The sequence below is a fragment of the Lutibaculum baratangense AMV1 genome (genome assembly GCF_000496075.1).
GTDB classification, from domain to species: domain Bacteria; phylum Pseudomonadota; class Alphaproteobacteria; order Rhizobiales; family Tepidamorphaceae; genus Lutibaculum; species Lutibaculum baratangense.
Genome location: NZ_AWXZ01000015.1, coordinates 1 through 26,927, shown reverse-complemented (window position 1 = coordinate 26,927; position 26,927 = coordinate 1). Strand labels below are relative to the sequence as shown.

Annotated in this window: 16 protein-coding genes, 1 tRNA gene and 2 pseudogenes; 7 read left to right on the top strand and 12 right to left on the bottom strand. The window is 65.6% G+C overall.

What is annotated here, in order from left to right; translation table 11 throughout:
• Window positions 1-351 precede the first annotated feature (351 nt).
• From N177_RS04260 to N177_RS04220, 9 genes and pseudogenes are all read right to left on the bottom strand, one after another.
• Window positions 352-1,548: a CynX/NimT family MFS transporter gene (locus tag N177_RS04260; protein WP_023431007.1), complete on the bottom strand. Its 1,197-nt coding sequence runs from the start codon at window positions 1,546-1,548 to the stop codon at window positions 352-354.
• A 437-nt stretch (window positions 1,549-1,985) separates the two neighbouring features.
• Window positions 1,986-2,358 (bottom strand): annotated as a pseudogene (gene rplS, locus N177_RS22300) (50S ribosomal protein L19); the annotation flags it as partial.
• 72 nt (window positions 2,359-2,430) lie between these two features.
• On the bottom strand, window positions 2,431-3,162 hold the full coding sequence (trmD, locus tag N177_RS04250; RefSeq protein WP_023431005.1) for a tRNA (guanosine(37)-N1)-methyltransferase TrmD: 732 nt from the start codon (window positions 3,160-3,162) through the stop codon (window positions 2,431-2,433).
• Window positions 3,159-3,710 (bottom strand): ribosome maturation factor RimM, encoded by a 552-nt coding sequence (gene rimM, locus N177_RS04245; protein WP_023431004.1) that lies wholly within the window; start codon window positions 3,708-3,710, stop codon window positions 3,159-3,161. The genes trmD and rimM overlap by 4 nt, the downstream gene beginning before the upstream one ends.
• A 39-nt stretch (window positions 3,711-3,749) precedes the next feature.
• On the bottom strand, window positions 3,750-4,133 hold the full coding sequence (gene rpsP / locus N177_RS04240; RefSeq protein WP_023431003.1) for a 30S ribosomal protein S16: 384 nt from the start codon (window positions 4,131-4,133) through the stop codon (window positions 3,750-3,752).
• A 79-nt stretch (window positions 4,134-4,212) separates the two neighbouring features.
• Window positions 4,213-5,763: a signal recognition particle protein gene (gene ffh, locus N177_RS04235; protein WP_023431002.1), complete on the bottom strand. Its 1,551-nt coding sequence runs from the start codon at window positions 5,761-5,763 to the stop codon at window positions 4,213-4,215.
• Window positions 5,764-5,767: 4 nt separating this feature from the next.
• Window positions 5,768-5,968 (bottom strand): hypothetical protein, encoded by a 201-nt coding sequence (locus tag N177_RS04230; protein ID WP_023431001.1) that lies wholly within the window; start codon window positions 5,966-5,968, stop codon window positions 5,768-5,770.
• A 239-nt stretch (window positions 5,969-6,207) separates the two neighbouring features.
• On the bottom strand, window positions 6,208-6,597 hold the full coding sequence (locus N177_RS04225) for a VOC family protein (protein WP_023431000.1): 390 nt from the start codon (window positions 6,595-6,597) through the stop codon (window positions 6,208-6,210).
• A gap of 73 nt (window positions 6,598-6,670) precedes the next feature.
• Window positions 6,671-7,093 carry a L,D-transpeptidase gene (locus tag N177_RS04220; RefSeq protein WP_023430999.1) on the bottom strand — a complete coding sequence of 141 codons (423 nt, stop codon included), beginning with the start codon at window positions 7,091-7,093 and terminating at the stop codon, window positions 6,671-6,673.
• A gap of 185 nt (window positions 7,094-7,278) precedes the next feature.
• Here N177_RS04220 and mepA point away from each other — a divergent pair, with 185 nt between their 5' ends.
• Window positions 7,279-8,211 carry a penicillin-insensitive murein endopeptidase gene (gene mepA / locus N177_RS04215; protein ID WP_152527834.1) on the top strand — a complete coding sequence of 311 codons (933 nt, stop codon included), beginning with the start codon at window positions 7,279-7,281 and terminating at the stop codon, window positions 8,209-8,211.
• Between the two features lie 49 nt (window positions 8,212-8,260).
• Here mepA and msrA read toward each other — a convergent pair whose 3' ends face one another.
• Both msrA and N177_RS04205 read right to left on the bottom strand, forming a co-directional pair.
• Window positions 8,261-8,917, bottom strand: a complete 657-nt coding sequence (gene msrA, locus N177_RS04210; protein WP_023430997.1) for a peptide-methionine (S)-S-oxide reductase MsrA — start codon at window positions 8,915-8,917, stop codon at window positions 8,261-8,263.
• 54 nt (window positions 8,918-8,971) lie between these two features.
• Window positions 8,972-9,295 carry a hypothetical protein gene (locus N177_RS04205; protein WP_023430996.1) on the bottom strand — a complete coding sequence of 108 codons (324 nt, stop codon included), beginning with the start codon at window positions 9,293-9,295 and terminating at the stop codon, window positions 8,972-8,974.
• Between the two features lie 119 nt (window positions 9,296-9,414).
• Between N177_RS04205 and N177_RS04200 the strand changes: the two genes are divergently transcribed.
• The 3 genes and pseudogenes from N177_RS04200 to N177_RS04190 all read left to right on the top strand — a co-directional run.
• A tRNA-Ser gene (locus N177_RS04200) sits at window positions 9,415-9,504 on the top strand.
• Window positions 9,505-9,764: 260 nt separating this feature from the next.
• On the top strand, window positions 9,765-10,706 hold the full coding sequence (locus N177_RS04195; RefSeq protein ID WP_152527833.1) for a hypothetical protein: 942 nt from the start codon (window positions 9,765-9,767) through the stop codon (window positions 10,704-10,706).
• Window positions 10,622-10,900, top strand: a pseudogene (locus tag N177_RS04190) (ATP-binding protein); the annotation flags it as partial. The gene N177_RS04195 and the pseudogene N177_RS04190, both read left to right, overlap by 85 nt.
• Before the next feature lie 777 nt (window positions 10,901-11,677).
• Here the strand turns inward: N177_RS04190 and N177_RS04185 are convergent.
• Window positions 11,678-12,652, bottom strand: coding sequence for a helix-turn-helix transcriptional regulator (locus N177_RS04185; protein ID WP_023430993.1), 975 nt, complete (start codon window positions 12,650-12,652; stop codon window positions 11,678-11,680).
• 540 nt (window positions 12,653-13,192) lie between these two features.
• Between N177_RS04185 and N177_RS04175 the strand changes: the two genes are divergently transcribed.
• From N177_RS04175 to N177_RS04165, 3 genes are read left to right on the top strand one after another with little or no spacing between them, the layout of a single operon-like run.
• Window positions 13,193-16,486: a TM0106 family RecB-like putative nuclease gene (locus N177_RS04175; protein WP_023430991.1), complete on the top strand. Its 3,294-nt coding sequence runs from the start codon at window positions 13,193-13,195 to the stop codon at window positions 16,484-16,486.
• Window positions 16,486-23,853 (top strand): sacsin N-terminal ATP-binding-like domain-containing protein, encoded by a 7,368-nt coding sequence (locus N177_RS04170; protein WP_023430990.1) that lies wholly within the window; start codon window positions 16,486-16,488, stop codon window positions 23,851-23,853. Before N177_RS04175 ends, N177_RS04170 begins: the two co-directional genes overlap by 1 nt.
• Before the next feature lie 2 nt (window positions 23,854-23,855).
• The gene (locus N177_RS04165) at window positions 23,856-26,537 is read left to right on the top strand and encodes a DEAD/DEAH box helicase (protein ID WP_023430989.1); all 2,682 of its coding nucleotides are present in this window, start codon (window positions 23,856-23,858) and stop codon (window positions 26,535-26,537) included.
• The last annotated feature ends 390 nt before the right edge of the window (window positions 26,538-26,927 follow it).

The following is a 26,927-nucleotide window of genomic DNA, read 5'->3' as shown; positions in this document are numbered from 1 at the left end:
GCGCGTGAGGCGCACACGTCAAACTCTACCAGCGCAGCGGCCGCCTTTCCGCAAGGCAAGCCGAGATGATCGCCCTGTCAATCTCTCCGTCGGCCAATTCGACGTCGTCTTCCCTCGCCAGGAGGGCAATAATGCGCCGCATCGCCGGGACATCGACGGGGCGATGTCTCGGGATGATCCGGAGCGCCGAATCGACCGCGTTCTTGATCCAGTTGCCCAAGTCTTTCCTTCATCACGACATTTTACTTCCTGATGAAGATAGGGCGCCCCTCTCGTGACGACCAGCTTGAGCAGCGGGGACAGGACCGGCTCGCCCGGAGGAATACCGCGCCAGGCACGGATCCGCCGCGCTCATTCTCCCACGTAGCGCGGCCTCGCGGCGCCAAGTCCGACGATCAGCGCGGCGATGCTGACGGCGATGAAGAAGACGCCCGGCACCGACCAGCCGCCGCTCGCATCGTGCAGCATGCCGAGCGCGAGCGGCCCGAGAGAGGCGAGGAGATAGCCGACGCTCTGAGACATGGCCGAAAGCTGCGCCGCGGTGCGCCCGTCGCGCGTGCGCAGCACGATCAGCGTCAGCGCGACGCCGAAACAGCCGCCGAGCGAGAGGCCGACCAGCACGGCCGACGGCCAGATCAGGAAGCCAGGCCCGAAGAAGATGCCCGCCGTCCCGGCCGTGCCGATCAGGACGGCGAAGGCGAGCACCAGACGCTGGTCCCGCGCGCGCGCCGCGATCGGCGGCAGGGTGAGCGCCGTCACCATCTGGCAGGCGATCGAGACGGCGGAGACGAAGCCCGCCCTCTCCGCCGTCATGCCGAAATCCTCCAGGATCACCGGCAGCCAGCCCATCGCCATGTAGGCGAGCGAGGACTGCAGGCCCATGAAGAAGGTGACCCGCCAGGCCAGCGGATCGCGCCACAGATTGGGGGGCGGCGCGTCGTCGCGCGGCGTGAAACGGTGCGCCACGACCTGTGGCACCCAAACGAGCGCGGCCAGGAGCGCCGGGGCCGCCCATGCCATCAACGCGGGCTGCCAGCCGCCGAGCGCCTCGGCGAGCGGGATCGAGGCGCCCGCCCCCGCAGCGGCCCCTGCGACGAGCACCATCGTGAAGACGCCCATCATGCCGCCGGCCTGGGCGCCGAAATCGCGCTTCACGAGCGCCGGCAGCAGGACACCCACCACGCCGATGCCGGCGCCGCCGAACGCCGTGCCGAGAAAGAGGGCGGCCTGCGAGCCCGTCCCGCGAAGGAGGCTGCCGCACGCGATCATCAGGACGAAGGCGAGGACGACGCTCTCGGTGCCGAATCGGCGCGCGAGCCGTGCGGCGACGGCACCGAAGACGCCGAGGCAGGCGACCGGCAGCATGGTGAGCAGGCCCGCCGTGCTCGCATCCATCCCGAAATGCTCGCGGATGGCGTTCAAAAGCGGCGCCACCGCCGTGAGCGTCGGCCGAAGGTTGAGGGCGATCAGAACGAAGCCGGCAACGAACAGGACCCGGCGGGCCGGCAGACCACGAGCGGCCGTGCTGCCGGCCTCGTTCAAGAGCATCTGGCGTCTCCCGTTTCCCGTCGTCACCCCCCCCCGCGAGAGGGAAGGGTCGGGCTCTTCTCCGGCCCTTGGACGCAAAACGGGCGGCCATGGCCGCCCGTTTCGAAAATCATCGCGAAGAGGGTGTGGCCCCGATCAGGCCTTGTCTTCCTCGCCCTCGGCCGGAACCTCGGCCGCCGTCTTCTCGGCGAGAAGGTTGCGCGCTTGGCCAGCCCAGTCGTCGTTGGCGAAGGTGCCCTCGTTCTTCAGGGCGTCCTCGAGACGGGCGATGTCCTCGTCGGAGAAGTTCACGATCTGCTCGTACTGCGTGACGCCGAGCTTGTTCAGCTTGCCGGCGAGATCCGCGTCGACGCCGCTGATGCGCGTCAGGTCGTCGGCCTCGCCCTTGGGCTTCGTGAAGATCGCGCCCTTGATCTCGACCACGCGCTTCTCGGCGCGCTTCTCGACCCGCGTGTCGGTGCGCTCGGGGATGCGGGCCGACTTGCCGCGGCGATCGCGCAGGTAATAGAGCTTCGCGCGACGGACCTTGCCGCGGCGGCGGACCTCGATCGACTCGATCGAGGGCGAGTGGACGGGGAAGACGCGCTCGACGCCCTCGCCGTAGGAGATCTTGCGAACCGTGAAGCTCTCGTTGATGCCGCCGCCGGAGCGCGCGATGCACACGCCCTCATAGGCCTGCACGCGGGTGCGTGTGCCCTCGGTCACACGGACGTTCACGCGAACCGTGTCGCCGGGGCGGAAGTCGGGAACCGCGCGAGCCGCTTCGAGCGCGGCCGCGTGCTCCTGCTCGATCTCTTGCAGAATATTCATCGGACCAGTCCTTCGGAAAATGGCACGTGCGTGCGCTTCGTGCGCGCTGCCGCGCTCGCGTTGCCTTTGCGTCTACTTCAAACCGTCACACTTGTCGAGCCGTGAAGGCGACGAAAGACGCCTCCCGGCCCACAGATCCGGGCGTCGCTCGCGCGTCGCCCGCTCCCGTTCCGCGCGCCGCCACTCGGCGACGCGCCCATGGTCTCCCGACACCAGGACGGCAGGGATCTCGCGCCCCTCCCAGACCTGCGGCCGGGTGTATTGCGGATATTCGAGGAGACCGTCCTCGAAGCTCTCCTCGACATGGCTATCGGCCGCGCCCATCACGCCGGGCAGGAGCCGAACAGCGGCATCTAGCACCGTCATGGCCGCGATCTCGCCGCCAGACAGCACGTAGTCGCCGATCGATACCTCCTCGAGGCCCCGCGCCTCGATCAGGCGCTCGTCGACGCCCTCGAACCGGCCGCAGAGAAGGACCGCGCCCTCCCCCGCCGCGAGCTCGCGCACCCGTTCCTGGGTGAGCGGGCGGCCGCGCGGACTCATCAGGAGCCTCGGCCGATCCGGCCCGGCCGCCGCCGCCGCGTCGATCGCGGCGGCCAGAACGTCGGGCCGCATCACCATTCCGGGACCGCCGCCGGCCGGCGTGTCGTCGACGGAGCGGTGCCGGTCGAGCGCGAAGGACCTGATGTCCGACACGTCGAGCCGCCAGTCGCCCCGCTCGAGCGCCCGGCCCGCGAGCGCGTGACCGAGCGGCCCCGGGAACATCGCGGGATAGATCGTGAGGACGCTCGCGTGCCAGCTCATGGCGCCTCCTCCCGGTCCTCGGTGCCGCCTTCGTCGAGGAGCCCCGCGGGCGGATCGACGATCAGGAAGCCGCCTTTCACGTCGACCACCGGCACGGCGTCGCGCGTGAACGGCAGGTAGACCGTCTGCCGGCGCCCGTCCCAGCGGATCTCGAGGAGGTCGCCCCCGCCGAAATCCTGCACGGCGATCACCTCGCCCACCGTCTCACCCGCACCGTTGCTCACGGACAGGCCGATCAGGTCGGCGTGGTACCACTCGTCCTCCGCCTCGGGCTCGGGCAGGCTCGTGCGGTCGACATAGAGCCGGACGTTCTTCAGGGCGTCCGCCGCCTCGCGGTCGGCGACCCCCGTGAACTCCGCGATCAGCACGTCCTTGCCGGGCTTCAGGCTCCGGATGGTCAGGCGGCGCCGGCCGTCCTCCGTCTCGAGCGGGCCGTAGGCGGCGACGTCGGCCGGGTCGGCCGTGAAGGCGAAGAGCCGCACGGCACCGCGCACGCCGTGCGGCGCGCCGATCCGTGCGACACAGACCCTCTTCCCGTCGTCAGCCATGACCGCATGAGGCCCCGGATCGTCAGCGCGCCCGGCCGATCACTCGGCCTGCGCTTCCTCGGCAGGGGCGTCCTTGGCGGCGGCCTCCTCGGCGGCGATGCGGCGGGCCTCCTCGCGCTCCTGCGCCTTGCGACCGGGCTTCGCCTTCTCCGGGTTGTTGCGCTCGGGGCGCTGGGCGACGCCCTGCGCGTCGAGGAAGCGCAGCACGCGGTCGGTCGGCTGCGCGCCCTTGGCGATCCAGGCCTTCGCCTTCTCGGTGTCGAGCACGATGCGCTCGGGATGGTCGCTCGGCAGGAGCGGGTTGTAGGTGCCGAGCCGGTCGATGAAGCGGCCGTCGCGGGGGCTGCGCGCGTCGGCCACGACGATGCGGTAGAAGGGGCGCTTCTTCGCGCCGCCGCGGGAGAGCCTGATCTTCAGTGCCATGTAACTCAGTTCCTCTTTGAAGTCTCGGTCAAGTCGTTCGATCGGTCGTCCGTCGGCCGGGCGGCTCGCGCCGCCGGCGTCATTTCTTCTTCTGCGGGCCCTTCGGCATCCCGGGCAGGCCCGGAAGGCCGCCGCCCCCCGCGCCGGGGAAGCCGGGCGGCAGTCCGCCACCACCCATGCCCGGCATCTTCGAGAAGTCAGGCATGCCGCCGCCACCGGCGCCGCCGCCCATCTTCTGCATCTCGCGCATCATCTCGGGGCTCGGCTGCGGCATCCCGCCCATGCCCCCGCCCATGCCGCCGAAGAGCTTGGCCATCGCGCCCTTGCCCTTCTTGCCGCCCATCATCTTCATGACGTCGGCCATCTGGCGATGCATCTTGAGGAGCTTGTTGACCTCTTCGACCTTGGTGCCGGAGCCGGCGGCGACCCGCTTCTTGCGGCTGGCCTTCAGGATGTCGGGCTTGCGGCGCTCCTCCTTCGTCATCGAGGAGATGATCGCCTGCTGGCGCTTGATGACGCCGTCGTCGAGATTGGCGCCTTCGAGCTGCTTCTTCATCTTGCCGATACCGGGCAGCATGCCGAGGACGCCCGACATGCCGCCGATCCTCTGCATCTGCTGGAGCTGCTCGGAGAGATCGTCGAGGTCGAACTGACCTTTCCGCATCTTCTCGGCGATCTTGTTCGCCTTCTCGGCGTCGATCGTCTCCGAGGCGCGCTCGACGAGGCTGACGATGTCGCCCATGCCGAGGATGCGGTTCGCGATGCGCTCGGGGTGGAACTCCTCCACCTGGTCCATGCGCTCGCCGACGCCGACGAGCTTGATCGGCTTGCCGGTGATCGCCCGCATGGAGAGCGCGGCGCCGCCGCGGCCGTCGCCGTCGAGGCGGGTCAGCACGATACCGGTGAGATCGAGCCGCTCGGAGAAGGCGCGCGCGGTGTTCACCGCGTCCTGGCCGGTCAGCGCGTCGGCCACCAGCAAGGTCTCGTGCGGCTGCGCGGCCCTGTAGACCTCGGCCATCTCGGCCATCAGCGCCTCGTCGACCGACTGCCGCCCGGCGGTGTCGAGGAGCACGACGTCGTAGCCACCGAGGCGGGCGGCCTGCATCGCCCGGTTCGCGATCTGCACCGCCGACTGGCCCGCGACGATCGGCAGCGTGTCGATGCCGCCCTGCTCGCCGAGGAACTTCAGCTGCTCCATCGCGGCCGGGCGCCTGGTGTCGAGCGAAGCCATCAGCACCTTGCGCTTCTGGCGGTCGGTCAGTCGCTTGGCGATCTTCGCCGTCGAGGTCGTCTTGCCCGAGCCCTGCAGGCCGACCATCATGATCGGCACCGGCGAAGGCGCGTTCAGGTCGATCGTGACGCCTTCCGAGCCGAGCGTCTCGACGAGCACGTCGTTGACGATCTTCACGACCATCTGGCCGGGCGTGACCGACTTCACAACCTCGACGCCGACGGCGCGCTCCTTCACCTTGTCGGTGAAGTCCTTGACGACCTCGAGCGCCACGTCGGCCTCGAGCAGCGCCCGGCGCACCTCGCGCAAAGCGGCCGAGACGTCGGCCTCCGTCAGCGCGCCGCGCCGCGTCAGGCTGTCGAGAATGCCGGAAAGGCGGTCCTGCAGGCTCTCGAACATGGAACTACTCCGCTTGGGCCGGGCGGGGGCGCGCGAGCGCGGCGTCGAAATGCGCGATCGCCGTCTCGAACTTGTCCCGGCAGCCTGGATTGCAGAAGCCGACGACGCGGCCGCGATAGAGCGTCAGCGCATCCGCCCGCACCGGGTCGCCGGACCACGGGCAGGTGTCGTTGACGCAATCGGCGATGTCGAGGCTCGAGGCCATGCGTTCAAGATCCGTTCGCGCAAACGCCGACGACACCCGTGGGCGAACCCTCGCTGACGGGTGGCGACCCCTCGCGCCTCGTGTGCGCAGCGGCCGAAGACGGCAATCGCGTCTGACTATGATCGGCGGGTGATACGCGCGCGAGGGCACGGTGTCAAGGAACGGGGCCGCGGGGCCCCGGGGGGCCGCATGGGCTGCAGGGCGTTCGCCGTGCCGGCCGCCTGTTCTACGCGCCCGTTCTACGGCAGGTTGATCTGCCAGGAGACGCCGAACCGGTCGTTGAGCCAGGCGAACCTTCGGCTGAACCCGTAGTCGTCCGGCGGCATCAGCATGCTGCCCCCCTCGCCGAGCGCCTGCACCAGCCGCCCGAAGGCCTTCTCGTCGTCGCAGTCGACGAAGAGCGAGACGCTCGGCGTGAAGCCGAAGGAGTGTCCGACGTAGCTGTCGATGCACATCACGCTCAGCCCCGCGACGCGGAAGCGCGCCAGCCGCACCGAGCCTTCCGGCCCCGGCCCCTCAGGCCCATAGCGTTCAATCGCCTCGATCTCCCCGTCGGGAAACAGGCCGACATAGGTGCGCATGGCCTCCTCTGCCTGGCCTTCGAACATGAGGAAGGGGGTTGCCCGCATGCGTTTCCTCTCCGATTGGGCGAGCCCGACCGCCGTCCGCCTGCGGCGGGCAATCGGGACAGGCTGACCCGTTCTAGCGCCGAATGACGATCTTCGTGTTGCCTGACCCGTGCCGGCGCACGAGCTCATAGAACGCGGCGGCGTTGCCGGGCGCGAGGCGGATGCAGCCGTGGCTCGCGGGCCGGCCGAGCTGCTTCGTCGCGTAGGTGCCGTGGATCGCCCAGCCGCGATGGAAGAAGACCGAGTGCGGCATCGGCGACATGTCGTATTTCCAGCTGTGCCACATCCTGTGCATGCGGATCGGCCGGTACGTCCCGGTCGGCGTGTGGTAGCCCTTGCGCGCCGTCGAGACGGGCCAGCTGTGCTGCACCCGCCCGTTCACCAGCACCTTCATTCGGTGCTGGGATATGTCGATCTGCGCCACCACGCCGGCGAATGCCGGCGTCGTCGCGGCCATCGCGAGGATCGTCGCGACCACGATCAGAAGAATACGCATCTGCCCCTCCAGGCCCGGCACTCCGCACAGATGTCGGACTGGACCCCTCTGTATCGGAGCCTTCTTCTTGGGCATGAAGTAAAGGGGCCGCGGATGACATGACGGTGAACCGCGGCGCGGGCGAAGTTTGCGGAGAATCGCCTTTTGACGCCATCATGCGAGGCAAGCGAAGCGGGAGCCACATCATGCGACGCCTTCTCACGATCCTCGCGGTCACCAGTCTCGCGCTATCGGTCTCGGCCTTCGCGGGCAGGACCGCGGCGGCGCAGACGCCGGCCAAGGAGCTGTTCGGCGCGATGGCGGAGCCCGCCCCCCTCGCCGCGCGGGCGATCGGGTCCTACGCGAAGGGCTGCCTCGCCGGCGGCGTGGCGCTGCCGATCAACGGGCCGGCCTGGCAGGTCATGCGCCTGTCGCGCAACCGGAACTGGGGGCACCCCAAGCTCGTCGGGCTTCTCGAGCGCATCGCGGTCGGCGCGCAGAGCGAGGGCTGGCCGGGCCTCCTCGTCGGCGATCTCGCGCAGCCGCGCGGCGGGCCGATGACCTCCGGCCACGCGAGCCATCAGATCGGGCTCGACGCCGACATCTGGCTGACCCCGATGCCGAACCGCACGCTCATCCCCGAGGAGCGCGAAACAATCAGCGCCGTCTCGATGCTGAAGGACGGCACGCGGCAGGTCGACCCCGCGAGATGGTCCGACGCGCACGCCCGGCTGATCCGCCTCGCGGCGCGGCAGCCGGAGGTCGACCGCATCTTCGTCCATCCCGGCATCAAGCAGGAGCTCTGCCGCACCGCCGGCAACGACCGCGCCTGGCTCAGGAAAGTGCGGCCCTGGTGGGGCCACCACTACCATTTCCACGTGCGCATCGACTGTCCCGGCGGCAGCGCCGGCTGCACGCCGCAGGGCGCGCCACCCGCCGGCGACGGCTGCGGCGAGGAGCTCGCCTGGTGGCTGTCGGACGAGCCGTGGACGCCCTCCGACACGCCGGCGAAGCCGAAGCCGCCGCTCACGCTCACGGACCTTCCCCGCGAGTGCCGGATGGTGCTCGACGCCAGAGGCGCGCCCGTTTTCGGCGTCCACCCGGCGCCACCGCCCAACCCGCTGCGCCGGAGCGGCTGAGGCGGCACGGCGCCGCCCCCGCCGTCGACGCCGCGTCACAGTGCGACGCCTACTCCGCCGCCACGCCCGTGCCGACGGGGCAGGACACGCCCGTTCCGCCGAGTCCGCAATAGCCCCCGGGATTCTTCGCGAGGTACTGCTGGTGGTAGTCCTCGGCGAAGTAGAACGGCCCGGCCTCGACGATCTCGGTCGTGATCGGCGGAAGGCCGCGCGCCTTCAGCGCCTCGCCATAGGCCGCGCGGACCCGCTCCGCCGTCTCCCGCTGGGCCTGGGAGGCGACGTAGATGCCGGAGCGGTATTGCGTGCCGACGTCGTTGCCCTGCCGCATGCCCTGCGTCGGATCGTGGCTCTCGAAGAACACCCGCACGAGGTCCTGAAAGGAAATACGGGCGGGGTCGAAGACCACCCGCACCACCTCGTTGTGGCCCGTCATGCCGGTGCAGACCTCGTGATAGGTCGGGTTCGGCGTCGAGCCCCCGGCATAGCCGACGGCCGTCACGTGGACGCCCGGCAGCGTCCAGAAGGCGCGCTCGGCGCCCCAGAAGCAGCCGAGGCCGCAGGTCGCGACCTCGTGGCCTTCCGGGTACGGTCCCTTGAGGGCTTCCCCGTTGACGTGGTGGCGGGCCGCCGTCGGGATCTCGTCGGGGCGGCCGGGCAGCGCCTCCTCGGCGCCGGGCAGCGACATCGGCTTGCGTTTGAAGAACATCGGATCGGTCTCCTGTCGTCTCTCGCCCCAATATGGGGAGCGGGAGGCCGGCCGTCACCGCTCCTCGTCGGCCTCGTAGGGATCGTGGCGGCGCCGGCCCAGGGCGAGGAAGAGCCAGCCGAACAGGCCGAGCACCGCGAAGGCCGGCAGCTTCAGGAAGCCGGTGAACACGGGATCCCACAGCCAGGCGGCGAGATCGTTGACGAGGAAGAGGCGTATCGCCTCGAGCGACTGCGGCGCGACGCCGATCCACAGCGCGCCGAACGGCACGATGGCGATCCTCGAGGCCCCGATCGAGGTCGCCCCGTCGACGATCACGGCGATCGTCGCGCCGGCGAGGAGGAAGAGGCCGATCAGGCGGGCGAGGAAACGGAGCATCGGTCGGGAACACCTGAAAGCGGCAGCGGGCGACGTCCACCCTGATAGCGAGTGCCCGCAAAGCGCTCAAGACCGCCTTGCGTTGGCCGCGCGACGCGCATATACCCCGCACCCTATGCGGAGGGGTGGCCGAGTGGTTGAAGGCGCACGCCTGGAACGCGTGTATACGGGAAACCGTATCGAGGGTTCGAATCCCTCTCCCTCCGCCAGATTCTTCCTCCCTTAAATCCCAAGGACTTAGAGCGCCGACGCGCCCGCATTGTACAAGGGAATGTACAAGATGCGGAGCCGCTACCTGACGCGCCACGGCGACAGCTGGGTCTTCCAGATCCGCGTGCCGAGAAGACTGGATCCGTCCTCGTCGTTTTCGTCCCTTCGGGTTTCAATCGGTGTCATGCCCGCCCGGCAGGCACGGATTCTCTCGACCGTCCTCGCCGGCGCCGCTCAGACGCTGTTTGCGAGGACCACGATGAACGACATTTCCCATCTCGATCACGAAGAGCGCCGCGACCTCTTCACCAGCAGGATCGAAGCCCTGATCCCGATGTTTCGCGGCCTGCACACGCTCGACCAGAGCGTGCTTCCGAACGACCTGAAGACCCCCGCCGCCGATCATGCCTTCGACGTGCTCGCGGCCATCGGCTTCGACCAAGCCCGCGGCCACGGCCTCTATGCTTCCACTGCGATCGACCACGCCGCCCCGATGCTCGCCATGCTGCGGGACGAGGACCTGGCCCGTGCCTATGTCGATCCGCAGCCCGACACGGGAGAGCCGAAGACACAATCGGCAAAAGTCGCGGAGCAACTCGCCAGTCAGACGGAGCTCCTCGCGGATCTGCTGCGCAAGCAGGCCGAGCCGAGCTTCAAGGGGCCGCTCTTCAGCGCGGCGGCCGACAAGTACATCAAAAAGCTGGAGGATGCGCACGGCGAGGACTACGACGAGCTCAAGTACCTGAAGCACCGCAAGGTCGTCTTCATCCAGATCTGCGGTGACAAGCCGGTCGATGCCTACACGCTCGACGACCTGCAGCACTTCATGAACGAGGTGAGCTGGCTGCCGGCGAACATCTCGAAACAGCCCGACTACGACGTGAACCGCGTCTGCGACTATATCGACGAGAACCGGAACGCGCCCAAGGGAGCCCGGAAGAAGACGCTCGGGAAGTCGACGCTCGAAAACAACTACGTCGGCAAAGTGAAAACCATCATTCGCGCCGGCTGTCATTCCGCTCACGTTCCGTACCTGCTCTCCGGCGCTCGCATCATCACGCCGAAGAGGGCGCGTCCTGCGAAGCCGCGCCATGCGCCCGCGCGCGAGGTGTTCACGGATACCTGCCCTTCGAGCCCAATGCCGCACACCTGTTCTTCCAGATGGTCAGCCGGCGTTACGAGCGCGGATCGGTCCTGCTGACCTCGAACCGGTCGGTGGGCGAATGGGGCACGGTGTTCGGCGATGCCGTGGTGGCGACCGCCATCCTCGACCGCCTGCTCCACCACAGTCACGTCATCACCATCAGGGGCGACAGCTACCGTCTGAGGGAGAAGCGCCGTTCCGGCCTGCTGCAGAAGGCCGGCACGATGGACGACAAGGCCATTGGAAACTGAAACCATGCCGGGGGTCAGTTCCAGAGGTCGTCGAGGGGGTCAGAAGTTCAAGTCGCTCGACAAGGTAGCCGCGCGCAATTGGACAACGGAGCCTGTCTGAGGTGCTGAACACATTTCGTTACTCCAAAGAGCGCGTTCCGGTTGCGCAAAAGGCCTGCTGATCCTGCGGATCCCGAACGGCGGGGCCTGCATCAAGCACGTCTGTCTGTGTTCTATTAGGAGGTCAATGCGCCCGCTGCTCCTTGCGTGGTCGAGATGTCAGCAAGCTCGTCCGTTCGCAATGGCTCCGAGAGACGAAAGGAAGGCGCGGCTCCGACGGGCCGAGGAGCCAATGGTGAGGAGGAGCTTCAGGCCGAACCTCCCCCCGCTCAGTCAGACGGGAGCCCCATTCGAGGGCGTTTCCCAAAGGGCGTGTCGGGGTCGTCTGATGTCACCGAAGAGTGCATTGAAGCAGCAGGATCAGAGGAGGCGGCCGCAGCCCCTCCAACTGGTCGATGATGCTTCGCGACCGACGGAACCGCCAGTTCGCGAGGCGGCGAAGCGGAGGGGGGCAGAGGAGCAAGCGGCCCGGCGGGGCGGACAAGACTGTAAACATTCATGAAGCGCTTACAAAAGAGATTTGAGAGCAAAAAGTAGGATAATGATGGATTTTTATGCAAGAAATAATTATTATAAAGGCATGAACTGTGGATAAGATGTTCGGATGATAGGCATTATCTCCACCCCTGCGAAAATCTAGGCTGTTTGGCGCGCGGGTTGTTCAGTATATGACGCAAGTCACGGCATAGCGTCGAAATCTGACCGGCGGTAGCCCTCGACCATCTGCCGGAGTGCTTCGGGGCGCAGCACTTCGACCTTGTCCCCCCACTGGTAGAGGTGCCAGGCCATCTCCAGCCAGCCCGCGGCATGAAACCGGACAATCAGGCTGCCGTCATCCTGCGGCTCCAGCACCTGCCGTGGGTGGAAACGGAACCCGGCGGCACGTTCTACGGCCTCGGGGACGAACCGCCACACGACCTCGCCATATTGCTCGGGGTCCTGCCAGACGCCGAAGGACTGCGCGGCGTAGTCTGCGGTTGCGAAGCCGTCCTCGATGGCGAAGCTCTCGTCCAGGACTTCCGCCTCCCGGATCAGATCAATGCGGAAGTTCCGTATGTCCGCGGCCTTGGCGGGACCGCGGGCAGCCAGGTAGGTCCGGTGGCCGAGCAGCACGCCGTGTGGCTCGAGGACGCGCTGGGCTTCATTCCGGCTGTAGCGAACGCGCAGACGGAAGGGACCGCGCAGCGCCTCGATAATCGCGTCGAGGATATCCGGCACGACATCGACCCGGGGGCCTGGCCGGGTGACCTGATACATTGCGGAAAGGACCGCTTCGGCATCTGCCTCCACACGGGTTCGCTCCGGCAGCCGCGCAAGCATGCTGTCTCGTATATCGGTCAAGGCCCGGACGTGACGCAGGCGCCCGTCGGCGGTTGCGCCCCGAGTGGCGATCTCCAGCGCCTCCACGGCTGTGTCATGCCGCAGTTGCAGCCGGTCCAGTCGAGCATCGACCAGTCGCCAGCGGCGCTTGCGGTCATCACCTTCCTCCACGGCAACAGCGGCGAAGGTGTCCTCCAGCGCATTGGTCATCCGCTGCGCCGTTCGATGGGACACATCAAACTCGTCGCAGATCTCTTCCAGGCTGATGCCGTAGCGCCTCGCGGCCGCCAGCTGGGCCAGGCGGACAAGATCCTGAGCCTTGGAAAAGGACATTCCCGCCTTGCAGCATGTCAGATTCTGTCATCCCGGCAGGCTATGAAGGTTGCTGCTCCCTCTCGAGCCGCTTCTGCTCGAGATGCAGTAGGGACTGGCGACACTGGGACGCGCACAAGACGGAAGGAGGAAGAGCCGTGAGTGGACGAGTGATCAGGATCGAACGAGTGTCGCCGCGTGAAGGTCTGGAGGAGGAGCCGGAATTCACGGGCAGGGGTTACAGGATGGCTGATCCTGCGAAGGGCCGCCAAAGGCACCATGCCGAACACGCAATCTACGTGAAGTCGCTGGACGAGGCGGCAACTTTGATCGACCGAGGCTTCTCTCTCTGGATGGTTGCAAAGGGGAAGCGCGCCTCGCTGATCTCGCCGCAGAGTCTGCGGATCGTGCGTAGCTAAGAGCGTGGGCTGACGAGAGCGTCTTGCGAAGCGTCAATGCTATAGCAATAGATCTGCGATTATTGCCGCATGAGGCGCTCTCGAGTAGCCGCAGATCGAGCGAATCTGTTCAAGTTGCATCTGTTGATGCTTGCGGGGGACCATGCGGGAGTTCGGTGACAACATCCTCTTCTCAGCCACCGACCTCATGCGGTTCATGGGCTGCGCCCACGCGATTCAGCTGGAGCTTCTGCGTCTGAGGGGCGAGGCCCCCGAACCTGCCGAAGACAGCGAGGATGCCGAGCTCCTGCAGAGGATGGGCGATGCACACGAAGCGGCGCATCTTGCAAGTCTTAAGGCAGCTCGGAAGGACGTTGTCGAAATCCCGCATGGCGATCTTGCCCGAGACGCCGAAGCCACACGCGCTGCACTCGCTGAAGGTGTCGAGGTGGTGTTTCAGGGAGCGTTCCTGTCCGGCAACTGGGGCGGCTGGTCGGATTTTCTCGAGCGTGTCGAGCGTCCGTCGGCCCTGGGATCATTCAGCTACGAGGTGGCCGACACAAAGCTGAAGCGACGCCCGCACCCGAAGCACGTTCTGCAACTGGTGCTCTATTCGGATCTGCTCGCTGAGATGCAGGGCCTGATGCCGGAATTTGCCCACGTCGAGCTCGGAACAGGCGAGCGGGCCACACTGCGGATCGCCGATTACGCGCACTACGCGCGTGGGGCTCGGGCACGGCTGGAGGCTTTTGTGGCCGATCCGCCGCCCACCCGGCCCATCCCCGTCGCCGATTGCGGCTTGTGCCGTTGGGGCGAGCACTGCGGCGGCGTGTGGAAGGCGGAGGACAGTCTCTTCGGCGTTGCCAACATCAGCCGCAGCCAAGTCAAGAAGCTTGAAGCAGCGGGTATCCAGACGATGGAGGCCCTGGCGAATCTAGATCATCCGATCCGAGGCATGGCAGAAACCACGCGCTCTCGGCTCGCGACACAGGCTCGCCTGCAACACGCCCGAAAGACGGGCAGCCCGTCGTTCGAACTGCGCGCCGCTGAGCCGGGCAAGGGCTTCGACCTGCTGCCTGAGCCGAAGCCCGGGGACCTGTTCTACGACATCGAAGGCGATCCGCACTACGAAGGCGGGCTCGAGTACCTTCACGGCGTCTGGTTCGACGGCAATTTCCGCTCGTTCTGGGCTCATGACCACGCGGCCGAGGCGCGTGCGCTGACTGAGCTTCTGGAGTTCTTCCGGGCGCATCTCACGGAGTATCCGGAGGCGCGGATCTACCACTACGCCGCGTACGAGATCACCTCGCTCCGCCGGCTGACCACGAAGTACGGGATCGGCGAGGCGTTCCTCGATCGCCTCCTGCGCGAGCGCCGGTTCGTCGACCTGTTCGCCGTCGTGCGCGGCGGGCTGATCGGTTCGGAGGAAAACTACTCGATCAAGTCGATGGAGGCCTTCTACGGCCTAGAGCGCGCGGGCGAGGTGCAGACCGCTGGCGGCTCGGTCGTAGCCTACGAGCGCTGGCGCGAGACAGGCGATCAGCAGATCCTCGACGAAATCGAGGCCTACAACCGCGTCGACTGCACCTCGACGGAGCAACTGAGGAACTGGCTGGTCGGCATCCGTCCCCCTGCGCCGTGGCCGCTACCCGGCTCGGACGCTGGCGACAAGGAGGCCGAGGAGGATGCCGACACGCAGGCGCTGCGTTCGGCCCTGGCTGCGTCAGGACTGCCGCAAGACAGGCAGGAGATGCTGTTCAACCTCGGCTTGTTCCACAAGCGCGAGGCGAAGCCGGCGCAGTGGGCGGTCTTCGACAGCGCTGGAAAGGACGAGGACGATCTGATCGACGACCTCGACGCGCTCGCCGGTCTCGAGGCCACTGGCCCGGTCGAACCCGTCAAACGCTCCTTCATTCGCAGCTACTGCTTCCCGCCGCAGGAGACCAAGCTGCGGGGCGGCAAGAGCGCGACCGTGCCAGTGCCGGACGGAGCGCCTGCGACTGTCAACATCGAGTCGCTGGACCGGAGCGCTCGCGAGATCACCATCAAGGTCGGATCGGCGAAGCGCGACCTCCTGGCAGACCGCCTGACTTTGCATCCTGACTGGCCACTGAACACCGACGTGATCGCTGGTGCTTTGCGAGAGGTGATCAACGACCAGTGCGGAGGGCGCCGGTACGCGGCCGTCGACGACCTCCTGTCGCGGCGTCCTCCCCGTCTGAGCACTGGGCGGCAGCCCGACCTCCTGAACGGACAGGATCCGGTCCACGGGACGATCGCGGCGGTGGCAGCCATGGATAAGACGGTCCTGCCGATCCAGGGGCCTCCCGGGACCGGCAAGACCTATATCACGGCCCGCGCAATTCTCGCCCTCGTGCGCCGGGGGGCTCGGGTCGGAGTGACCTCCAACAGTCACGAAGCCATCCGCAACGTGCTGATGTGCTGCCTGAGCGCGCTCGAGGACTCGGAGGATCCATTCGCGCTGGACGTGGTCCACAAGGTGTCCGGGGGCAATGACGAGTATCCAGACGATTGCCCCGTCCGGCGGACTACCAACAACACCGAGGCGGCTGAAGGAGGAGACGTCGTCGGAGGCACTGCCTTCTTCTTCGCCCGCGAGGAGAACGTGCAGGCTTTCGACTGGCTGTTCGTGGACGAGGCAGGACAGGTTGGCCTGCCCAACATGACCGCCATGGGCCGGGCGGCTCGCAACATAGTGCTGGTGGGCGATCCGCGGCAGTTGCCGCAGGTCGTTCAAGGGGCCCATCCCGAACCGGCAAACCTCTCCTGCCTCGAGTGGATGCTGGGGAATCATGCAACAGTTCCATCGGACGGGGGCATCTTCCTCCCCGTCTCGCGGCGGATGCATCCCGAGGTGTGCCGGTTCATTTCGGAACAGGTCTACGAGGGGCGGCTGTCCAGCCATCCTGACACAGCGCGGCAGGCCGCGCTCGGCACGTCGCTGCCGGCCGCCGGTGCGTTCTGGGTGTCGGTGCAGCACGAGGGTAACGCCCAGATCGCGCCTGAAGAAGTCACGGCCATCCGGGCTGCCGCTCACGAACTCCTGATGGGCGAATGGACGGCGAGGGACGGCACCACCCGGCCCATGCGCCAGTCTGACATTATTGTCGTCGCCCCCTTTAACGCGCAGGTGAATGCCCTGCGCGACGCGCTGCCCGAGGGGATTCGCGTCGGCACCGTGGACAAGTTCCAGGGACAAGAGGCGCCTGTCTGCCTTGTCTCGATGACCGCGTCGTCAGCCGAGGACACGCCCCGTGGTATGGACTTCCTGTTCTCCCTCAACCGCATCAACGTTGCCGTCTCCCGCGCCAAGGGGCTGGCGCTGGTGTTCGGTAGCCCCCGCCTCCGCGAGGCGAAGTGCGACATGATCGAGCGGATGATGCTGGTTAACGCACTGTGTGCATTGACTGAGATGAAAAGAGGCGACACCGACTGATGAAGTTCGATCCAAAGGACATTGTCGAGCATCTCCGTCACAACTTAGAGCGCTACCCCTACGGTGACGGGTTCACCGTCTTCCGCGAACTCCTACAAAATGCCGACGATGCCAAGTCCGCGCACGTGGTGCTGCGATACCTGGAAGGTTGGCCGGGTGCGGACAACCCGCTGCTGCGCGGGCCGGGCCTCCTGCTCGTCAACGACGGTCAATTCGACGCGCAATCCGCTGAGGGAATGCAGACGTTCGGCGGCAGCGTGAAGGCGTCGGATCAAGAGGCTGTAGGCCGCTTCGGCCTCGGCCAGAAGTCCGTCTTCCATATCTGCGACGCCTTCGTTGTCGTGCCGAATGGCTACGGCGGTGAGCTTCGGCCTTTCGTTGTGAATCCTTTCGAGACGTTGGGCCAACCAGGAGATGCGTGTCTGGATTGGGGAGGGATCAGCTCCGGTGATACGGAACTGATCATTTCGGCGAGCGCCGAGGACGGATTCAACGGTGGGTGCCTCGCCCTCTGGTTTCCCCTGCGCCGCGCGGGTCTAAGGCCCAAGCCGAAAAGCAGCGGGATCGAAGCGTCCGATATCGCAGCCGAAAGCCTCCGCACACTCGCCGACCGGTGGAGGCTGGCCGAACTGCTCGCGTCACTGCGCCGTGTCCAGCGGATCGACGTCGAGGTCGCCGGGGCTTCGGTCAGTGTGGATCGCGGCGACGCCGCAAGAGTGACCGGGTATGCGCTAGGGCCGGGGGAGCGCCGCTTCGGCGGCGGCCTCGGACACGGGATCACCAGCGTCGGACGCGAACGCATGGGGCCGTCGGATTTCCGCTCCGAGTTGAGGCTTTCGGCCGGCTGGCCACGCAGCCGGAACCGCCTCACCGACGAAGAAGAACCGCAGAAAGCTTCCCCTCATGGCGCGGTCATCCTACTGGCGGATCGAGAAGGCGAGGACGAGCTTTCAGTCGATTGGTCTGTGCTTTTGCCCGTCGCCGAAGCGTTGTCCCAAGTGCCTACACAATCCGCTGGACGTGTGAAGCTCTTGCTGCACGGCTGCTTCTTCGTAGACAGCGGGCGCAAGGAGATTGCAGGCCTCACCGATGATCCCGACGAGATTTCGGAGCAGTCGCGCGTTCGAGCAGGTTGGAACCGCGCGCTCCGCAACGAGGTCGTGCTGCAACTGGTCCCGGCCGTGCTGCACGACGCCCTGTCCGAGCGCATCCTTTCTTCCGAGGCCCTCGCGACGATCGTCGCCGCGCTTGCCGACAGTGAATTCGGTCGCCGGCACCGAACCGCCATGGCAGGTGAAGGCGCTTTGGCACGGGTGGTCGAAGATGGACGGGGCGGTGCCGTCGCCATCTGGCGATACGTGCCCGCCCCGGCTGCATTGCGTCCGCTCCCACCCCCGGACGAGCGCGGTCGGGTCGCGTTAGCAGGTATAGTGCCCGGCCTCGGGGACTGGGCAGCCGCACGAGGTATCAAGCTCATCTGTGGCCCGGAGTCAGTGCTGTCGGCTGAACCGCCCCGATGGCTGCCGGACGAGCTCGAAGACCTGATCGGCCGCGTCGAGTCGTCTATCTTCGTGTCCCAAGCGCGCACTGAGGGGCTCGCTCAATTCCTGACGGTCGCCGCCGCCGACGAGGACCTGCGCGTGGCAGCAGCCTCATCGGTGCTCGAGCGTCTACGGCAGGCCCTTTCCTCCGACCGCACGCTCGCGCCCCATGAGAGCATCTCACGCGTCCTTGCGGCGATCGACTGTCCCGGGATCGTGGCGCTGCCGCCCTCCGCATCCGATCGGTCTGTCCTGCGCGCGCTTGCGGGTGCGCATGGCGCGCGGGTCTGCCTGCCTCAGGCGTGGCTGGGGGGCACCGCGTCCGCACAACCTTTGAACGTGCAGGAGGGCCTGCCGCTGATCGAGGCCCTGCAGCCGATGTTGCGCAACGAGAAGCAGGCCGAGGCAGCCGGTGCGGCCGCAGCAACGCTGGTCCGCAGCCTCGGCGATCTTCGCTCCGCGCTCGATCACCCCCAGTGGCGCCAACTCCTCGTGCTCCGTGCTCTGGACGGACAGGGAACTCGCCCCGTGAGCCTTGGCGATCTGGATGAGGCGGGCAGAAGTCGGCGGATCTTCCGTGATAGCCCCCCTGCCCGCAAGCGGCTTCGACTCGTGCGGGACGCGCTGCCCGACTGCATCGCATTTGTCGTGCCGAACGCGGTTGCCACGGTTCTCGAGGATGCTTCCGGCAGTCTTGCTCTCTCCGAGCTGACGAAGGGTGCCGCAGCGGAAATCGTCGACGCAGGCGGGGCTTTTGGGGCTCCAGAGGCGCGAGCCGCGCTTCTGAAGGACATCTTCACGGAGAGTCCTGCCGCCCGGGACGCCCTACGCATGCTCGCAGCCGGCGACCGGCAGGTGGCGGGGAATCATGCGCATCTCGTGGCGCTCGCGCAGACGGCACCGGCCCTTGACTCGCTTCTCCGGCGGCTCATCGCGGGCTCATCAGGCGAGCTGCTGGTCCCCGCAACGATCACCGACAGACTCGACCCGCAGGCAGTGAGACATCTCGGGATCGAAACACTCGACAAGGCCGGGCTGGGGTCGCTTCTAACCCGTCACGCAGAAGAGCTTGCGCAGATGGGGCTCGACGAGGAGGCAGCGGCCGCGATCCTTGCCTCCCAAATTCCCGATGCCGACCTAAAGCAGCTGGCGGTCTTTCGTGACCGAAACGGGGGCTGGCACAAGGCGGATGCCATTTGGCGCGACAACCCACAGTGGCCCGTTCCACACATTTTGCAGGACATCGTGCCCCTTCTCGCGCCCCTTCGACAGTCAACGGCCCGGGAGCAAGCCGAGACCCTACTCTCGGCTTGGACGCCAGATACGCAGGTCGCGGTGTGCCTCAGTCAACCTGACCCGTCGAGCTTCGCTCTTGAGATCATGCGGGCGCTTGAAAAAGCGACCCGCCCCGACATCAGCGCCGTTCGCGGCACGCCGTGGCTGCGCGATAGCAGCGGCCGACCATGGTCGCCGGACGCCGTTCTCGATCTTCATGAGGAGGTCATGACGGCCGCAGCTGACGTGCTCGGACAAAGCAACGAATCGTTCGTTTTGCCGATCACCGATATTGCGGCCGATCTGCGGGACGCGCAGGTAGTAGATATACTGCGAAACGGGGAAATTCTTGGAGATGCCGCGCGAATGACTGCAGGGCTCCTTGAGCGCATTGCCGAGGTTCGCCCTATTGCCGTCTTCGAGCCGGTAAGTGCGTTGCCATCACAGGGTCTTGCGCGCCTCGCAAGAACTGGCGTCGATCTTCAATTGCCGGGTTGGCCGCTCTTGGCCGCCATGTTGCGGCACAGTGACGATCCGACCCGCGCAGCGCACGTATTCGGCGCCGTTCCACCGGACCGACCGGAGTTAGCCGCCCGCGCACTGACCGTCTTGGCGGAGCTCGCCCAAGGCAGCGGGGCAGAGCTCCGAGCGGTCTACGAATGGGGCTTTCGAGCGGTGGCCAAGTGGCCGGTGGACGCCCGCACTACAGCTCTTGGGCAGGCGCTCGTCCCGACACGGGAGGGTTCTTGGCGCCCGGGCCGAGATGTAGCAGGGCGTGGCGGGGGCGTGGCGCCTTCGAGTTTGCTCGACGACGTGCTTCTTGAAGCGCTACCAGCGCCAATGGTGGGGGAGAACGCAGACGCGAACCGGCGCGATCCGTCGGTTTCTGGCCGCCCGGAGCAGGCGAACCCGGAAGCCTTTCGAGGAGAGGTCCTCCAAGGGCTTAAGGAAGTAGTGGAATATGCCAAGCCGCACGTGCCGCAAGACCTTCTGATTCTACTGATCGGTCTCCTTGGTCGGTCAGAAGCCTTCAAGTCTCTAGCCCTAACGGTTCTCGAAGCCCGGCAAGCCGATCTCAGTCGCGTCTGGCAACGCTTGGACGACGAGGTTGCCGTCGCCTTCCGGGCTTCAGAGCAGCATCTGTCGCTGGACGCGCGACGCGAGGACAACTTCCTGATTCTCCTTCCGGTGGTCGAGCCGCCAAAGACGATCAAGGTGGAGACGTTGTCTGGTGAGCTGCGACCCTTACCAGTTGTCGAGCTCAAGCCTCTCGGAGTGCTAGGGAACCTGCACAGCGGAGGCTTCACCTATTTCGTTCGGCAGCAAGCTATCCGACGAAAGTCTGTGAGGATTGGAACGCCACGCGCAGAGGCCGTGACGTCCAGGGCTGTTAAAGAACTCTGCACCGCCGTCGCCGAAATCATGATCGGTCATCGGAGCGAGCAGCTAAAGGCATTCGAGGTGCTGGAGTCCCTTGCAGAGGACTGTGACAGGGTCGATCAGACCAGACTGGCGAGTGTAATTGCCGAACTTGAGGATCAGCTGCCGCATATCCTCGGTGAACTGAAGCCACTCAAGGGAACACGGCTGCGCCAGGCCCGGGACGCCTATAGGGACACGATTGACGCCGCTCCCGCTGTAGACGCCCGGGAGCAGGCGCGACCACAGGCAAAGGCCGAGCTATGGCGTGTGACTGACGCCGCGCGCGATGAGCTTCTCGGAATGGTTCGCGAGCGGATCAAGGATTACGGGTATGACGAAGGGCGCGTCCTGTTCGAACTCTTTCAGAACGCTGACGATGCTGCCGTACAGCACCCGCCAGCCGAAGAGGCCCGATTTCGCGTTGAGCCCCACGCAGACCATATTCGAACGCTGCATTGGGGGCGGCTTCTGACCCACCAGGGACCTTCGAAGGAAGTCGGGGAGCGGGAAGGATATGCCCATGACCTATCTAACATGTTGCTGCTCAATTTCTCCGAAAAGTCGGAGGACGTCACTGGTCGCTTCGGCCTCGGCTTTAAGAGCGTGCACCTCGTCGCAAGTGAAGTTCGCATCGCCAGCCGATGGGTCGCGTGCCGCGTGCATGGCGGCATGTTGCCGTCCGAATGGCCGGAAGGCCCCAAGATTTCGGAAAAAGAGAAACGCGCCGGACGTCCGGCAACAGTGATTGATCTGGACTTTGACCCGGAGCGATGCGGCGAGATATCGGCGCAGACAGTCCTCGACGCTTTTCGGACGGCTGCGCCCTGGCTGCCTGTCATGAGTCGAAAGATACGTCGTCTCGAAATTGACGGCGAAGGAACGTGGATAGCCGAGCGGGTGTCGGCCGGCACTTCCGGTATCGACATTGTCAGAATCTCTGGCTCCGACACCCGTCGCGCGATCGCGATTGAACTGGGCGAGGAGACGACGCTCTTTCTGCCTGTCGACCGTGAGGGTCCAGTATCGGTCGAGCCGGAGACGCCTCGTCTTTGGCTTATGGCCCCTCTCGAAGAACGACTGAAGACGGGATGGTTGATGAACCGAATGGGGTTTCGGGTTGACCCCGGCCGTGGACGGCTCGCCGGCACGGAAGACGAGAAGGTCGCAGTCTTCGAAAACCTCGGCACGTGGTTGGGCGAGAGGCTGCTCGCTCTATTCGATCTTGTGCGAGACGATTGGACTAGCTTCGCAGCGGCGATCTTTCGTGGCCCGTCTGAACGAGCGCTCCGCGCCGACACGTTCCTTGCGAGGCTGTTCGACGTATTCACTGCCGATTTAGCCGACGATCTGGCAAAACACATGCACGGGCCCGAGCGCGGGCTCGGGCGCCTGACTGCCCAACGCGCCGCTTTGCCGACTCGTCTTCCCACACCGTTCGAACAGTTTCTTACGGCCGGGGACGCCCAATACGTACTAACCGGAACCCTCTCCAAGGAAGATGTTTTGTCGGAGTTGCGTAATTGGTCGGCCTTTGGGGAGATTCGTAGAAACAGCGTGGCGCCGACTGTAGCCGATATAGTGACGAGCCTCGGTTTCAATCGCCCCCGGTCCTTCGGCATCTGCGAGCTCGTTCGCTACGAGATCGGTTCCGACCGGCGCGTCGGTCCCGAGATCGCAGCCCGGTTGGGCAAGGTTCTCACCCCTTCTCGGGTCGACGCTCTAGAGAGCGAAGAGAGACATGACTTGCTCGCTCTCTTCAGAAATATGACCTTCAGCATGGCTGACGGCAGCTGGCGGTCAGTCGCGCTGCATTCGCGCGAGAGCCGGCATCTCGATGACGAAGAACGGAAGATCCTGGAATTCGCGCCGGAGTCCGAGATGGCCGCGCCCGGTTACACCGGCGCGGCCGACGATCTCTATGATTTTGCGAGCCAGCAGAGTGGCTACCAGCGTACGGCGCGAGCATTCGCTTCCTGGGCTGTGTCGATGGATGACCGGACCCGTAGATCCGCATTGCTTCGCTACGTCATCGAGGGCCGCCAAGGGCTCGAACTCGCGACTGCTCTGGGAGACCAAAGACCCGGTTGGCTGCCGGCCACCTCACAGGAGCTTAAGCAGAGCGACCTCGTCGTCGGATGGTCAAAGGGCGACCTGGCAAGGCTGCTCAGCCTCCTCTATCCCGAAGAAAATCGCCTTCGCTGGGATCAGCCCCGCGAGGATCCGCCGCCGCTGCTCACCGATCCAAAAGAATTTCTCGAGCAGGCACACGCTTGGTGGCGGGACGTGTACGAAGACGAGCGTCGCGACTACGATGCCAAGGTCCTCCCGGCCGGCTTCAGCCCGGGCGCGCTCCGCAATCGTGGTGCGGCAGAGGACCGCGAGGGCTGGTTCACCTTCTTTGCCCTCGGCGCATTCCGTACGATCGGTTTCGGACATGAAACCGCGCATGCCACTTTCGTCAACCACGCCCGCGCGCAGGGCTGGTGGCGCGAGATGAGCGAGGCCGGCCCGTCCGAAGATGCCGCGCCCTGGGTCGCGCGCCTGAGGGAACTGGCCGACCCACTTGCCGTCAGGATCGAATATTTCCCGTGGCGCCGTATGCTTTCAGACCTCTATGTCATAGCCCGATGGCTGGATGATTATGTGGACGTATTTCTCCATTTGCCGGACGTAGCGCGGCAATCTAAGCTCAAGCTTTCCTATGCTTGGCAAGTCAGCGCGTCTCCGCTCTGGCAGCACTATGGCTACGAAGGAGCGCCTCTCACCCAGAGTCTCGGTGTCGGTGCAAACTGGATGATCCGGGAAGCGATACGACACGGTCTCTGGACCGGCGATGACGCGGTGGCCATGCACCCCTATGCTTGGGCGACGACTGCGCGGCTGCGGAGGCTCTTCGAGATGCGGCTCGGAGAGCCTTTGGGAGAGCGCGCCGACATGGATCTCGCGCCCTTCGTTCACGAATCCATTCGCGCCTATCTTGGCGATCGGGCCGACTTTCTCGGTGACCTCGACCTTCCCCTCCAGATTTTGGCAGTGCGCGAGACGATTGGCGGTGAGCCGTCCCCGTCAGGCACGGTCCGTGAGCACGTCAGAGATGTGGAGGACAAAGAAGACGAAGAGGTGATCTGAGAATGGAGCCCTTCTCGCCAGATCAATCGGTTCGCCATCAGCGCCATGGCAATGGTCGTGTGGTGGCGGAGCTCGGCGAAACGGTCGTTGTTCGCTTCGGAGCAGGTATTCACCAGGTCGAGGCTGTCGAGCTAACGCTGGTTCGGGCCCTCTCCGACGCTCTGGCGGCACGGGAACTGGATGATCCCCTGCAGGTACTGACCCGTGCTCAGGCGCTGGCGATCCAGTCGGCGAACGATCAGTGGGGCGTGTTCTCGCGCTCGCGCGTGACGCTGCTGCCGCACCAGCTATGGGTCTGCAGAGAGGTCACCCGAACATGGCCGGCTCGCTGGCTCGTGGCGGACGATGTCGGCCTCGGCAAGACCATCGAGGCGGGCCTGATCCTTGAGCCGTTGATGGCGTCGGGGCGCGTGCGCCGGGTGCTCGTGCTCACACCGGCCCGGCTTGTGCCGCAATGGCGCAATCGGCTGAAAACCATGTTCGACATCCGGCTGCAGGAGTACGCGGGCGAGCGAGACCGTGGGCCTCTGACGTTTTGGGAGACGGCGGACCAAGTAGTCGCCTCATTCCATACGCTCCGACAGGAAAAGTCGCGCAAGCGCCTGCTCGCCGCTGAACCTTGGGACATGGTGATGGTTGACGAAGCCCATCACTTTCAATCGCGAGAAACAGACACCACGCTGACCTACGATCTCCTCCGCCAACTAGAGGATGCCGGTCGCATCGGATCGCTGATCCTCTTCACCGGCACGCCGCATCGTGGCAAGGACTACGGCTTTCTGGCCTTGATGCAGTTGGTGCGGCCCGACCTGTTCGACCCCGAACGCGACGTGCAGGAACAGCTACCCCTGCTCGGACAGGCAATGATCCGGAACAACAAGGCACTGGTGACCGATCTCAACGGACGCAAGCTGTTCAAGCCTGTCGAGACCGAGACGGTGGACTATGCCTACTCGCCCGCCGAGGCCGCATTCTACCGAACCATGTCCTCATTCATCCTCGATGGTCGGGCCTATGCCTTGAGCCTCACGGGCCGCCAGCAATCGGCGCGCATGCTTCTGCTGATCACGCTTCAGAAACTCGCAGCGAGCTCAATCGCCGCGATACGCCGTGCGCTTGAACGTCGGCGGGAAATGCTTGCTCGGAAGGCACCGCTGCCCTCGGCTGACTTGTCTGTCGAGAATGGAACGACCGATGATGAAAGGGCTGAAGCGGAGGAGCAACGCGCCTCGGAAGTCACCGTGACGCTGATGCAGGATGAGATCGAGCGGCTCGACGAGATCCTCGCGCTGGCCGCTGAGATCGAGGAGGAGTCCAAGATTAGGCGGTTGCTTGACCTCATCGAAGAGCGTCTCGAACCGGACGAACCGCTTCTGCTTTTCACCGAGTACAAGGCAACACAGGCGCTCGTGTTCGAAACGTTGGAGCGGCGCTTTGGAAAAGGGTGCGTCGGCTTCATCAACGGGGATGAACGCTTGGACATCGTTTCGAACGGTTCCCCCCGCGCGCTCACCGTCGCGCGAGAGGCCGCCGCCGCCGACTTCAATTCTGGACGTGCGCGTTTCTTGATCTCCACAGAGGCCGGGGGCGAGGGCATTGATCTACAAGAGCGATGTGCGGCGCTCGTGCATGTCGACCTGCCTTGGAACCCGATGCGTCTGCATCAGCGCGTAGGGCGTCTTCACCGGTATGGGCAGAAGCGGGCTGTGCGCGTGTTTTTGCTGCGAAACCCGGAGACGGTGGAGGCGCGGATTTGGGCATTGCTCGAGGAGAAGCTTGCACGAATCCAGGCCGCGCTGTCCGCTTCGATGGACGAGGCTGAGGATATCTCGCAGCTGGTGATCGGCATGGCCGGGGACGGGTTCTTCGACGAGCTGTTCGCCGCAGCCATCGCTGGACCCATGAAGGGCCTGAAGGACTGGTTCGATGCCGAAACCCGCACCTTCGGGGGGCAGGGTGCAGTCGATACTGTCCGCAGCCTTGTCGGCAATGTATCGCGCTACGACTTTCAGGCGGCAAGCGCGGAGCTGCCAAGGGTGGACCTGCCGGCCTTGGAGCCCTTCTTTCGGAATGCGATGCGGTTCGAAGGCAGGCGTGTCACACGCTCCGATTCAGGCTTGGCGGTCGCGACGCCGGAGGGGTGGCGATCTGAGGTGGGCATGAGGTCCCGCTACGACGGCCTTGTCTTCGACCGGTCGCTTCCGATGGAGCGTGGCATGATCAACTTGCTCGGCGTCGGACATCCCCTCGCGGACAGGGCCCTTGCAGAATTCGGCCGCGCGGAAGCTCTGCTGGGAAGAGCCGACGAACTGGAGAAGCCCTTCATCGTCGCGCTGGTCGAGGATGAGGTCACCGGCACTGACGCCACTGTTCACCGAGTGGTCCTTGGCTTTGAAACGACCGTGGACGGTCGAGCCGCTGTGCTCAGGGACTGGGAAGCGCTGCTGAGGCTCAACGCGATTCAGACCCTGCCAGAGAACCGGATGCCGCCTTCCGATCATGAAATTGCAGAGGTGCAGAAGCTGATCGAACAGCTGCCCGAGACTGTCCCCACGCTTGTCCTGCCGTTCAGACGTCCAAAGCTGACGCCAGTGTTGGCGCTTCTCCCCGGAACTCCTCAAGTCTCCATCAACAGAGCTTCGCAGCCGAAAATGGAGCCGGATGCACCTCGAGTTGGTAACTGACCGGGGCATGGCCGCCTTCGAATCATAGGAGCCAGCGGACGGAGAACACTGGACCTTCGATCTTGGCCCGACCCGCACCTGGCGCACGGCTGACGATTGGACGTTCTGCTCGTTAACCGACCTTTTACCTAGCCCTCATCCCGGCCTTGCAGAACTGTCGGCGCGGTGCCATTATACAAAGTAATGTAGTCCTCGCGGGCCTGTCGGTGCCCGATCCCTTGGAAAACAAGGCGAAAGGACGAGTTCGGCGGAGTGTCCCTCTCCCTCCGCCATCCCCGCCGATTGCCCTCTATGGCCCGACATTCCCGCCGATCACCGCATGACACCAAGCGGCGCTGAAAACCGCCGATGTTACGCTACAGCCCGATGTGTCTTGAAGATCAGCAAAGG